We start from the raw sequence: 11,929 nt of genomic DNA, 5'->3' as shown, positions 1-11,929 counted from the left end.
TCGGGATGCCGGCAGGCTATGGTCGCGCTTGGATTCGGGAGACCCAGAAATGCCGCTGTCGCTTCACGCCGCCTATGTTCCCAGCGCATTGCAGATGCTCGGGACTGCACGCCACCTCGTCGATAGGGCAGAAAAATGGTGCGGCGAGAACGGTGCCGGCGAAAGCGATCTCGTCGGTTGCCGGATCATCGCGGACATGCTACCCTTCAGCTACCAGGTGAAGAGCGTCGCCGAACACACGCAGGGTTCGATCGAGGGGTTGAGGGCGGGAGTCTATTCGCCCGACCTGGCGCCGCCACCCGACAGTTTCGATGCATTGCGCACCAAGCTCGACGGCGCGGTTCAGGCGATGGAGGCGCTCACCGAAGAGGAGATGGAGGACTTCATCGGCCGGCCCATGCGGTTCCAATTCAAGGACACGCGGATCGGTTTCACCGCCGAGGATTTCCTTCTCACCTTCAGCCAGCCGAATTTCTATTTCCACTGCGCCACCGCCTACAACATCCTGCGCATGAAAGGCGTGCCGGTGGGCAAGCGGGACTTCATGGGCCGGATGCGGATCGCACGCTGAGCCGCCCGTCTAGCCCTTGCGGGCGAACCAGATGGTGTGGCGTGGCCCCTTGTTGTTCGGACGCGCGCGCACCTCGCGCACCTCGACTGCGAACCCGGCGTCCATCAGCCTTCGGGTGAACTTGTGGTCGGGCGCCGCCGACCAGACCGCGAGCATGCCCCCGGGTCGCAGCGCTTCGCGGACCTTGCCCAGACCGGTGCGGGTGTAGAGCCTGTCGTTGCCGTCGCGCACGATGCCGTCGGGCCCGTTGTCGACGTCCAGCAGGATCGCGTCGAACTTGGCGCAGGTTCCGTCGTTGGCGTCGTCGATCAGCGCCGCGACATCGCAGATCATGACCTCGCCGCGCGGTTCCTCGAGCGTATCGCCGGTGAGGTGAGCCAGAGGGCCCTCCGCCCATGAAAGGATATCAGGCACGATCTCGGCGACGATTATCCGCGCCCCCTCCCCCGTGGCGGCGAGCGCGGCGCGGTAGGTGAAGCCCAGTCCGTAGCCGCCGATCAGCACGCGCGGATTTTCACGGCCCAGCTCTTGCAAGGTCAGCGCGGCCAGCTGTTCCTCGCTGAACTGCATGCGCGTTCCCATCAACTCGTCGCGCCCCAGCATGACAATGAAGTCGCGCCCGTGGCTGACCAGCGTCAGCGTATCGCCGCCGGGAATGGCAGCGGTCGCGATGGTTTCGCGTGGCAACATGGGATGTCTCCAAGAAAAAGGGGCCGCAGGCGAACCCGCGACCCCTTCGTTCTAATTTTCCAAGGGTCAGTCCTTGAGGAAGTCGGGCACGTGGGCACCGCCCTCGCTGCCGCCACCGTCGCGGTCGCTGCGCTCGCGGCGCGGGCCGCGATCGCGGTCACCGCCACCACGGCCACCGCGTCCGCCGCGACGATCGCCGCCTCGGCCGCCGCGATCACCGCCCCGGCCGCCTTCGCGATCACCACGGGGTTCGCGCGGAGGACGGGTGTCTTCCAGCTCCTCGCCGGTTTCCTGGTCGACCACGCGCATCGACAGGCGGACCTTGCCGCGCTGGTCGATCTCGAGCACCTTGACCTTCACTTCCTGGCCTTCGGAGACGACGTCGGTCGGCTTTTCGACCCGCTCGTTCTTCATCTCGGAGACGTGGACGAGACCGTCCTTGCCGCCCATGAAGTTCACGAACGCGCCGAAATCGACGATGTTGACGACCTTGCCGTTGTAGATCTTGCCGACTTCGGCCTCTTCGACGATGCCTTCGATCCAGCGCTTCGCCGCCTCGATCTCGTCGGCATTCGAAGACGAGATCTTGATCACGCCCTCGTCGTCGATGTCGACCTTGGCGCCGGTTTCGGCGACGATCTCGCGGATGACCTTGCCGCCCGTGCCGATGACGTCGCGGATCTTCGATTTGTCGATCTGCATCGTTTCGATGCGCGGGGCGTGCTTGGAAACGCCCGAGCGCGAAGTGCCGAGCGCCTTGGTCATTTCGCCCAGGATATGCGCGCGGCCGGCCTTTGCCTGCTCGAGCGCGGTCTTCATGATTTCCTGCGTGATGCCGGCGACCTTGATGTCCATCTGCAGCGAGGTGATGCCGCTTTCCGAACCGGCGACCTTGAAGTCCATGTCGCCGAGGTGATCTTCATCGCCCAGGATATCGCTGAGGACCGCGAAGTCCTGGCCCTCGAGGATCAGACCCATGGCGATGCCGGACACCGGGCGCTCGATCGGAACGCCGGCGTCCATCATCGACAGACATCCGCCGCATACCGTCGCCATCGAGCTCGACCCGTTGGACTCGGTGATGTCGGACAGGATGCGGATCGTGTAGGGGAAATCCTCATGGTTCGGCAGCACCGGGTGCAGCGCGCGCCAGGCGAGCTTGCCGTGACCCGTCTCGCGGCGGCTGGTGAAGCCGAAGCGGCCTACTTCGCCGACCGAATAGGGCGGGAAGTTGTAGTGCAGCATGAAGGGCGAGTACGACAGGCCTTCCAGCCCGTCGATCATCTGCTCGCTGTCCTTGGTACCCAGCGTCGTGGTGCAGATCGCCTGCGTTTCGCCGCGGGTGAACAGCGCCGAACCGTGGGTGCGGGGCAGCAGGCCGACCATCGCCTCGATCGGGCGGACCTGATCGACCTTGCGCCCGTCGATACGGGTGCCATCCTTCAGGATGGCGCCGCGCACGATGTCGCTCTCGAGCTTCTTCACCAGCTTGAGCTTGCCGAGATATTCGGCCGGATCGCTGTGATCGAGGCTTTCGTAGTGCTCGCGGGCCTTGGCGCGGGCGGCGTTGACCGCGTCCTGGCGCTGACCCTTGTCGGTGATCTTGTAGGCCGCTTCGAGGTCGGCGCCGATGATGCCGCGCAGTTCCTCGAGCGTGCCCGACTTGTCCTCGACCGGATTGAGGTCCCACGGATCCTTGGCAGCCTGTTCGGCGAGATCGATGATCGCGCCGATGACCTTGCGGCTTTCCTCGTGCGCGAACATGACGGCGCCGAGCATTTCCTCTTCGGTCAGTTCCTTGGCTTCGGATTCGACCATCATCACGGCGTCCTGCGTCGCGGCGACGACGAGGTCGAGACGGCCGTTTTCGCCCAGCGCGTCGGACACCGACGGGTTGAGGACGTATTCGCCATCCGTGAAACCGACGCGCGCGGCGCCGATCGGACCCATGAAGGGCAGGCCGGAGATGGTGAGCGCTGCGGACGCCGCGATCATCGCCACGATATCGGGCTCGGTCTCGCCGTCATAGGACAGGACCTGCGCGATGACGTTGATCTCGTTGTAGAAACCTTCGGGGAACAGCGGGCGAACGGGCCGGTCGATCAGGCGCGAGGTCAGCGTTTCCTTCTCGGTCGGGCGCGCTTCGCGCTTGAAGAAGCCGCCGGGGATACGGCCCGCGGCGCTGAATTTTTCCTGGTAATTGACGGTGAGCGGGAAGAAATCCTGCCCCTCGCGGATGCTGCGCGCTGCGGTTACGGCGCACAGCACGACGGTCTCGCCGTAAGTCGCCAGTACGGCGCCATCGGCCTGACGGGCAATGCGCCCGGTTTCCAGAGTGAGGGTCTTTCCGCCCCACTCCAGCGATACGGTTTTCGTGTCGAACATGTGTTTTCCTAAATGTCCCGCACGGCCTGATTGCGATGCGGGGCCTACTGCCGGGATACCGTCCCGGTCCGGTGCGGGGCTATTCGCGCCCCATGGTCCCGCTCCCCGCCGAATTGCACGGGAGCCGGATGGACGAAGGGGCGGCCCTTGCAAGCCGCCCCTCCGAGAAACTCTTACTTGCGAAGACCCAGCTTCTGGATCAGCGCATTGTACCGCTCGACATCCACCTTCTTGAGATAGGCGAGCAGGTTGCGGCGCTTGTTGACCATCATCAGCAGGCCACGGCGGGAATGGTTGTCCTTGTGGTGGCCCTTGAAATGCTCGGTCAGGTTGCGGATGCGCTCGGTCAGGATGGCGACCTGGACTTCCGGAGAACCGGTGTCGCCCTTGGTCTGCGCGTTGTCCTTGATGATTTCCTGTTTCTTTTCGGCGGTAACCGACATGTCATTCACTCCGCGACATCGGGTAGGTTGAAGCCCCGCACCACCTTGGCGGTGCCCCCGATGATCTCCACGAGCGCCAAGGGAACATCGTCCAGCTTGGCGAGGTAGAGCCCGTCGGGATGGGGCAGTTCCGACACGACCCGGCCCTGGCGGACCGCCTGCGCGCTGTCGGGATCGAGCTTCAGGGCCGGGATGTCGTCCAGCCCCGCCTCGAGCGGCAGGAGGAGGTCTTGAAGTGGCGCGCCCTTAGCGATTTCCCCGAGTCTGTCCAGCGAAATCGCCTGTTCCTCGGCAAACGGGCCGGCCCTGATGCGCCTGAGATAAGTCACGTGACCTACGGTTCCAAGGGCGCGCGCGATATCCCGTGCGAGGCTCCGGATGTATGTCCCCTTGGATACATGCGCGGTCAGCGTCACGCTCTCCGCCAGTTCGAGCGGTGCCGAAGGGTCGTAGGGGTCGGGCCGCCCCGCGGTCGTCGCGAAGGCGGAGCGGACCGGCATATCGAAGCGTTCGCTTGCGAGCGCCAGCGAATGCACCGTCACCGCCCGCGTCTTCATCTCGACCTCTTCGCCCGCCCGGGCCCGGTCGTAGGCGCGCCTGCCATCGACCTTGATGGCGGAATAGGCGGGTGGCACCTGTTCGATCTCGCCGGTGAAATGCTCCAGCACCGCCGCGACCGCCGCCATCGGCGGCCGGCGTTCGGACCGTTCGACGACCTCGCCCTCGGTATCGAGCGTGTCGGTCTCCTCCCCGAAGCGGATCGTGAATTCGTAGGTCTTGCTGGCATCGAGCATCCGGCCGGCGAGCTTGGTCGCCTCACCGAGCGCGATCGGCAGCACGCCCTCTGCCAAGGGATCGAGCGTGCCGCCGTGGCCCACCTTGGTCTTGGGGTAGCCAGCCTCGCGCAGCACCCGCTTGACCGCTCCGACCGCCTGGGTCGAACCGAGCCCGCGTTGCTTGTCGAGGATCAGCCAGCCGTGAAGCTGCGGCTTCACGAAACCGCCCGCGCGACCCAGTCGGCGATCAGCAGATATTTCTCCTGCAGCCACAGAACCGGCGGGAAGACGACGTTCTCGACCAGGCCGCTGTCGGGAAAGGCCCAGCTTGCCGCGATTAGCACGACGATGAACAGCATGCCCGCTGCCTGCAGCTTCTGCCACTGGCGCGCCCAGCGCGGCGGCAGCAACCCGCCGACGATATGCGAACCGTCGAAGGGCGGGATCGGCAGCAGGTTGAAGAGGCCGAGGAAGATGTTGATGAGGATGAAATAGACGAGCGCGGTGAAGACCAGGCTGTCAGGCTCCAGTGCCCCCCAGCCCATGCCGAAGACCAGCCCGGCGACCACCGCACCGACAAAAGCCAAGATGAAGTTGGTGCCCGGCCCGGCCGCCGCGACCGCCATCATCCCGAAGCGCGGGTTGTCGAGCCGGTTCTTGTTCACCGGCACCGGCTTCGCCCAGCCGAAGATCGGCCCGCCGAACAGGGCCAGCGCGCCCGGCACCAGCAGCGTGCCGATCGGATCGACGTGGCGGATCGGGTTGAGCGACAGCCGCCGCTTTTCCCTGGCGGTCGGATCGCCCAGCGCCAGCGCCATCCAGCCGTGGGCGACCTCGTGGAAGACGATGGCGACGATCAGGCAGGGGATCAGGATCGCCGCGAGAAGCAGGGTTTCGGTCATCGCGGGCTAGATAGGGTGCGCGGCGCTATCCCGCCAGCGCCGCGACGAAATGCTTGCGGCACAGGGCGACGTAGCGATCGTTGCCGCCGATCTCGGTCTGCTCTCCGGCAGTTACCGCGCGGCCTTGCGGGTCGACGCGCAGGTTCATCGTCGCCTTGCGCCCGCAATGGCACACGCCCTTCAGTTCGACGAGCTTGTCGGCGATCCCGAGCAGCGCGGCGGAGCCGGGGAAGAGTTCTCCCTGGAAGTCGGTTCGGAGGCCGTAACAGATCACCGGAATGCCCGCTTCGTCCGCCAGGCGAGCGAGCTGCCAGACCTGGTCGCGGGTGAGGAACTGCGCCTCGTCGACCAGCACGCAGTCGATCGGCTGGTCGCGATGCGCATTGACGATTCCGAGCCACAGATCGGTGTCGGGTTCGTAGCGATGGGCGTCGGCCTCGAGCCCGATACGGCTGCGCACCATCCCCTCGCCGCGGCTGTCGAGCCCGGCGGTCCAAAGCATGGTCCGCATGCCGCGTTCTCGGTAGTTGAAATCGGCCTGCAGCAGCGTGGACGACTTCCCCGCGTTCATGCTGGCGTAGTAGAAATAGAGCTTGGCCATCAGGCCTCGTCGTCGAGGTCGAGGTCGCGGGCCACGCGGGGATCGTCGAGCAGGCGTTCGATACGGTCGGCCTCGTCGAAGCTCTCGTCGGGCTGGAAGGACAGCTTCGGCGCGAATTTGAGGCCGAGACGCTTGGCCACCTCGCGCTGGAAGAAGGCGGTGTTGGTGCGCAGCGCCTTGAGCACTGGTCCCTCGTCCTGCCCCAGCAGCGGTTTCACATAGGCCTTGGCATTCCTGAGATCGGGCGACATCCGCACTTCGGTGACGGCAATATTGCTCGCCGACAGCACCTCGTCGTGGGCTTCGCCGCGCGCGAGGAGTTCGGACAGGATATGCCGCACCCGCTCGCCGACCTTGAGAACGCGAACCGATTGCTGTTCGGGGCTGGACTGCGTTCTTGCCATCAAGAATTCAATCTACTTCGCAATGCCAGCGCTGCAACGACGAGCCATGGACCACCAAAACAATCCACGCTCCGGGCGATCGCGCCAAATAAGCCAACGAGCCCGAAAATCCCAATGAAAGCAGAAATCCGAAAACGCTGACTACCAGCCACACGATTAGCAACCCGGTCATCGCATTTCGGATGAACCAACTCACAGGGTCCGCTCGCGCAGCTCCACTTCGAAGACCTCGAGCTGGTCGCCCGGCTTGATGTCGTTCGTGTCGGCAAGCACCACGCCGCATTCGAGGCCGGCGCGCACTTCGTCGACATCGTCCTTGAAGCGTCGCAGCGACGCGATTGTCGTTGCCGAGACGATGACGTCCTCGCGGGTGAGGCGGGCATGCAGACCCTTGCGGATGACGCCTTCCTCGACCAGCAGGCCGGCCGCCTTGTCGCGCTTGCCCGAGCGGAAGACCTCCTTGACATGCGCACGGCCGACAACGTTCTCGATCCGCTCCGGACCCAGCTCGCCGGCCATTTCCTTGGCGATCTCGTCGGTCAGGTGGTAGATCACGTCGAAATATTTCATCTCGACCCGATCCCGCTTCACCAGCTCGCGTGCCTTGGCATTGGGGCGGACGTTGAAGCCGATGATCGGCGCCTTGGAGGCAGCCGCCAGCGTCACGTCGCTTTCGGTGATCGCGCCCACGCCCGCATGGAGCACGCGAACCTTGATCAGATCGTTGCCGAGATTGTGGAGAGCACTGGTGATCGCCTCCACGCTTCCCTGCACGTCGGCCTTCACCAGCACCGGGAACTCGACCAGGTCGGAAGAGAGGTTGTTGAACATCGTGTCGAAACTGGTCGGGGCGAGCGCGGTGCGCTTCTCGGTGGCCTTTTCCTGACGATACTGGGCGACCTCGCGAGCACGCTGTTCGTTCTCGACCACGGTCAGCTGTTCGCCCGCACCCGGAACGCCGCCGAGGCCGAGGACCTCGACCGGCATCGACGGGCCGGCTTCCTTCACCTGCTTGCCCTGATCGTCGACCAGTGCCCGCACGCGGCCGCTCTCGGTCCCCACCACGAAGGTGTCCCCACGCTTCAGCGTGCCGCGCGTGACGAGCACGGTGGCGACAGGGCCGCGGCCCTTGTCGAGCTGCGCTTCGATCACCGTCGCTTCAGCCGCGCGGTCGGGCCGCGCTTTCAACTCGAGCAGTTCGGCCTGATTGGCGATCGCATCGAGCAGGTCGTCAAGGCCGGTCTTCTTGAGCGCCGAAATCTCGACGTCCTGAACATCGCCGCTCATCTTCTCGACGATGACCTCGTGTTCGAGCAGGCGATTGCGGATGTTGTCCGGCCGCGCGTCCTCCTTGTCGATCTTGTTGATCGCCACGATCATCGGCACGTCGGCAGCCTTGGCATGGTTGATCGCCTCGATCGTCTGCGGCATCACCCCGTCGTCGGCCGCGACCACCAGCACCACGATATCGGTGACGTTGGCCCCGCGCTGGCGCATCTCGCTGAATGCGGCATGGCCCGGCGTGTCGAGGAAGGTGACGATGTCGCCCTTCTTGGTCTTTACCTGATAGCTGCCGATGTGCTGGGTGATGCCACCGGCCTCGCCCTTGACGACATTGGCGTTGCGCAGCGCATCGAGCAGGCTGGTCTTGCCGTGATCGACGTGTCCCATGATCGTGACGACCGGCGGGCGGGGTTTCAGCGTCTCTTCGGGATCGACATCCTCGCTCGCCTGGATGTCGACATCGGCCGCCGAGACCTTCTGGATGTTGTGCCCGAACTGCTCCACGAGCAGTTCCGCCGTATCCTGGTCGATGGTCTGGTTGACGGTGACCATCATGTCGAGGTTGAAAAGTTCCTTTACCAGATCGGCGCCCTTTTCGCCCATCCGCTTCGCGAGCTCGCCGACGGTGATCGCCTCGGGGACGACGACGTCGCGCACCTGCTTCTCGCGCGGCTTGGAGGGGCCGCCGTGCGAGCGGCGCTCCTTCTCGCGCGCTCGCTTGAGCGCCGCGAGGCTGCGGGCACGGCGGCCTTCGTCCTCGTTCAGCGCCTTGGTGACGGTCAGCTTGCCGGCACGGCGTTTGTCGGGCCGCTCGGCCTGGCGAACGGGTTTCTCTTCCTTTTTCTTGCGCTCGGGCTTTTTCGGCTCGGGCCGCGCGACTGGCGTGAACTGGCGCGGGGCCGGGCCCTTCGCCTGCTCGACAGAAGGCGCTGCGCTCGGTTCGGCTTCGGCCGCAGCCTCTTCGCGGGGCGCAGCCTCGGTGTCCTCGGCCTCCTGCTTGGACGCCTCTTCCTCCGCCTTGCGATTGTCCTCGGCGCGCTTCTTCTCGTTCAGTGCTGCCTGCCTCGCAGCCTCGTCCTCGCGCACCCGTGCCTCTTCGGAAAGCCGCAGACGCTCTTCCTCCGCCTCGCGCTGCAGCCGGGCGACGCGTTCCTGCGGGGTTTCCGCATCGGCCGCCGGCTTTTTCGGGGCGGGTGCCTTGGCCACGGGTGCGGGCGCAGGGGCCGGAGTCGGAGCGGGCGCAGGCGCGGGTTCCGGAGCAGGCGCAGGTGGCGGAACCTCACCCGGCTTGACCAGCTTGCGGCGGCGCTTGACCTCGACCGCGACCTTGTTGGTCCGACCGTGGCTGAAGGTCTGCTTGACCTCGCCAGGCTGGCTGCCCTTGAGGGACAGCGGCTTGCGGGCGGGCTTCTTGTCTTCGTCGCTCATGCTAACTCGTCAATCCTTCAAAATTTCATTGTCGTCGCGCGCCGGTGCGGGCGCGCGCCCATCGGTTTCCGCGGAATCCACATACAGCAACAGGCGGTTGAGTGCCCGCCGGACCCGTTCGGCTGCGTCCTGACCTTTCGACCGGCCAAGGGTTCTGGCAGCCGCCACGCCCAGATGGACGACATTCTCGCGGCCCAATGCCACAGACAGCGCGGTGCGGTCCAGTGGCAGCACCACGCCGCGTTCACCGGACCCCTCGCGATCCGATCCGACCCGCCAGGCCTGATCGAGCTTCTTGCGCCCATCCTCGCTCGCATCGCTCGCATGGAGGAGCAGTGCCACGTCCCCGGCCCGCGCGGCATCGGCGATACGCTGGGTGCCCAATATGAGGCTGCCGGTGCGCATTTCCAGCCCCAGCCGGTCGAGGAAATTCCGGATCAGCGCATCCTCCACCCTTTGCGGCAGGTCGTCGGCGATCTCCAGACTGCCGGTCTTGAACGCCCGGGCGAGCGCTGCGCGCAACTTTCCCTTATCGAGCGCGGCCTGCAATTCGCAGCGTGAAACGCAAATCCACGCGCCCCGCCCCGGCGCCTTGGCCTGCGGATCGGGCAGGACCAGCCCGGCGGGTGAAACCGCCAGCCGGATCAGCGCGTCGCGATGACCGGTTTCGCCGGACAGCACGCAGCGGCGCTCCGGACAGGACCTGGCGGGCTCGGACTTCGTCCGTGCCTCGGCGGCTTCAGCGATGTCGGAACTCAGGCGCTCATTGAGTGGAGTCCGCATCGGCGGCCTCCTGCTTCGGTTCCTCGGCCGCGGAGGCCTCGGCGGGAGTATCCTCGTCCTCGAACCAGTGTGCGCGGGCGGCCATGATGATCTCGTTGCCCTGCTCTTCGGTCAGTCCGTATTCGCCGAGCACCCCGCCCTTGTCCTGCTCGCGGACGGAGGGGCGACGCATCGGGGGACCACCGGCCAGCGCCTCGGTCGGGCTCTGGCGACGGCGCGGCGCTTCGCGCTTCTTCTGGATCAATTCGTCAGTGGCGAGATCGGCGAGATCGTCGAGCGTCTTGATGCCGCCCTTGCCCAGGGTCACCAGCATCTGCTCGGTGAGATGCGGAAGATCGGCAAGATCGTCCTCGACCCCGAGTTCCTTGCGCTCCTCGCGGAACGTGGCTTCCTGTCGGTCGAGCGCCTCCTTGGCGCGGTTCTGGAGTTCCTCGCCCAACTCCTCGTCGAAGCCCTCGATCGTCGCGAGCTCTTCCAGCTCGACATAGGCGACTTCCTCGAGATCGGTGAAGCCCTCGGCGACGAGCAGCTGCGAGAGCGTCTCGTCGACGTCGAGTTCTTCCTCGAACATCTTCGAGCGTTCGGCGAATTCCTGCTGGCGCTTGGTGCTCGCCTCCTCGTCGGTCATGATGTCGATCTGGTGACCGGTGAGCTGGCTGGCGAGGCGCACGTTCTGGCCGCGGCGACCGATCGCGAGACTGAGCTGATCGTCGGGCACGACCACCTCGATCCGGCCTTCTTCTTCGTCGAGCACGACGCGGCTGACGGTGGCCGGCTGGAGCGCGTTGACGACGAAGGTCGCGGTGTCCTCGCTCCAGGGGATGATGTCGATCTTTTCGCCTTGCAATTCCTGGACCACCGCCTGGACGCGGCTGCCCTTCATGCCGACGCAGGCACCGACCGGGTCGATCGAGCTGTCGTGGCTGATGACGCCGATCTTGGCGCGGCTGCCCGGATCGCGGGCGGCGGCGCGGATCTCGATGATGCCGTCGTAGATCTCGGGCACTTCCTGCGCGAACAGCTTGCGCATGAAATCGGGGTGGGCGCGGGTCAGGAAGATCTGCTGGCCGCGGTTGTTGCGCTCGACCTTGCTGATCAGCGCGCGGACCCGCTCGCCGACCCGGGCGGCCTCGCGCGGGATTTGCTGGTCGCGGCGGATAACGCCCTCGGCGCGGCCGAGGTTGACGATCACGTGACCGAACTCGACCGATTTGATGACGCCGGTGATGACCTCGCCGGCGCGGTCCTTGAATTCCTCGTACTGACGCTCGCGCTCGGCATCGCGGACCTTCTGGAAGATCACCTGCTTGGCGCTCTGCGCGTCGATCCGGCCGAGATCGACCGGGGGCAGCGGGTCGACGATGAAATCGCCGACCTTGGCATCGTCCTGCAGCTTCTGCGCGGCCTTCAGGTCGACCTGCTTGAAATAGTCCTCGACCTCCTCGACCACCTCGACCACACGCCACAGGCGCAGGTCGCCGGTCTGCGGATCGAGCTTCGCGCGGATGTCGTTCTCCGCGCCGTAGCGGTTGCGCGCGCTCTTCTGGATCGCCTCTTCCATCGCCTCGATGACGATGGCCTTGTCGATCATCTTCTCGGACGCGACGGAATTCGCGATCGCGAGCAATTCGGCCCGGTTGGCGGAAATGGCACTGGCCATCG

At 65.6% G+C, this 11,929-nt stretch carries 11 protein-coding genes; 1 reads left to right on the top strand and 10 read right to left on the bottom strand.

Going from position 1 to position 11,929, the window contains the following annotated elements; all coding sequences use genetic code 11:
- The first annotated feature begins 49 nt into the window (after positions 1-49).
- A complete protein-coding gene (locus ACGHN1_RS04320; protein WP_390548651.1) occupies positions 50-571 on the top strand; it encodes a DUF1993 family protein in 522 nt (173 codons plus the stop codon).
- Positions 572-580: 9 nt separating this feature from the next.
- Here ACGHN1_RS04320 and ACGHN1_RS04315 read toward each other — a convergent pair whose 3' ends face one another.
- The 10 genes from ACGHN1_RS04315 to nusA form a co-directional block, all read right to left on the bottom strand.
- Positions 581-1,261 carry a spermidine synthase gene (locus ACGHN1_RS04315; protein ID WP_390548650.1) on the bottom strand — a complete coding sequence of 227 codons (681 nt, stop codon included), beginning with the start codon at positions 1,259-1,261 and terminating at the stop codon, positions 581-583.
- Positions 1,262-1,327: 66 nt separating this feature from the next.
- Positions 1,328-3,646, bottom strand: coding sequence for a polyribonucleotide nucleotidyltransferase (gene pnp / locus ACGHN1_RS04310; protein WP_390548648.1), 2,319 nt, complete (start codon positions 3,644-3,646; stop codon positions 1,328-1,330).
- Between the two features lie 173 nt (positions 3,647-3,819).
- Positions 3,820-4,089 carry a 30S ribosomal protein S15 gene (rpsO, locus tag ACGHN1_RS04305; RefSeq protein WP_390548646.1) on the bottom strand — a complete coding sequence of 90 codons (270 nt, stop codon included), beginning with the start codon at positions 4,087-4,089 and terminating at the stop codon, positions 3,820-3,822.
- A 5-nt stretch (positions 4,090-4,094) separates the two neighbouring features.
- Positions 4,095-5,084 (bottom strand): tRNA pseudouridine(55) synthase TruB, encoded by a 990-nt coding sequence (gene truB / locus ACGHN1_RS04300; protein WP_390548644.1) that lies wholly within the window; start codon positions 5,082-5,084, stop codon positions 4,095-4,097.
- Complete coding sequence (locus tag ACGHN1_RS04295; protein WP_390548642.1) at positions 5,081-5,767, bottom strand: site-2 protease family protein; 687 nt, start codon at positions 5,765-5,767, stop codon at positions 5,081-5,083. The genes truB and ACGHN1_RS04295 overlap by 4 nt, the downstream gene beginning before the upstream one ends.
- Before the next feature lie 25 nt (positions 5,768-5,792).
- Positions 5,793-6,368, bottom strand: coding sequence for a thymidine kinase (locus ACGHN1_RS04290; protein ID WP_390548640.1), 576 nt, complete (start codon positions 6,366-6,368; stop codon positions 5,793-5,795).
- Positions 6,368-6,772 carry a 30S ribosome-binding factor RbfA gene (rbfA, locus tag ACGHN1_RS04285; RefSeq protein ID WP_390548638.1) on the bottom strand — a complete coding sequence of 135 codons (405 nt, stop codon included), beginning with the start codon at positions 6,770-6,772 and terminating at the stop codon, positions 6,368-6,370. The genes ACGHN1_RS04290 and rbfA overlap by 1 nt, the downstream gene beginning before the upstream one ends.
- Positions 6,773-6,964: 192 nt before the next feature.
- Positions 6,965-9,484, bottom strand: coding sequence for a translation initiation factor IF-2 (gene infB / locus ACGHN1_RS04280; RefSeq protein ID WP_390548636.1), 2,520 nt, complete (start codon positions 9,482-9,484; stop codon positions 6,965-6,967).
- A gap of 9 nt (positions 9,485-9,493) precedes the next feature.
- The gene (locus ACGHN1_RS04275; protein WP_390548634.1) at positions 9,494-10,267 is read right to left on the bottom strand and encodes a DUF448 domain-containing protein; all 774 of its coding nucleotides are present in this window, start codon (positions 10,265-10,267) and stop codon (positions 9,494-9,496) included.
- Positions 10,248-11,927, bottom strand: a complete 1,680-nt coding sequence (nusA, locus tag ACGHN1_RS04270) for a transcription termination factor NusA (protein WP_390548632.1) — start codon at positions 11,925-11,927, stop codon at positions 10,248-10,250. The genes ACGHN1_RS04275 and nusA overlap by 20 nt, the downstream gene beginning before the upstream one ends.
- Between the last annotated feature and the right edge of the window lie 2 nt (positions 11,928-11,929).

It is taken from the genome of Qipengyuania sp. MTN3-11 (genome assembly GCF_042851825.1).
GTDB lineage: Bacteria > Pseudomonadota > Alphaproteobacteria > Sphingomonadales > Sphingomonadaceae > Qipengyuania.
The sequence above is the reverse complement of the archived record's forward strand: the minus strand, read 5'-3'. Positions and strand labels throughout refer to the sequence as shown.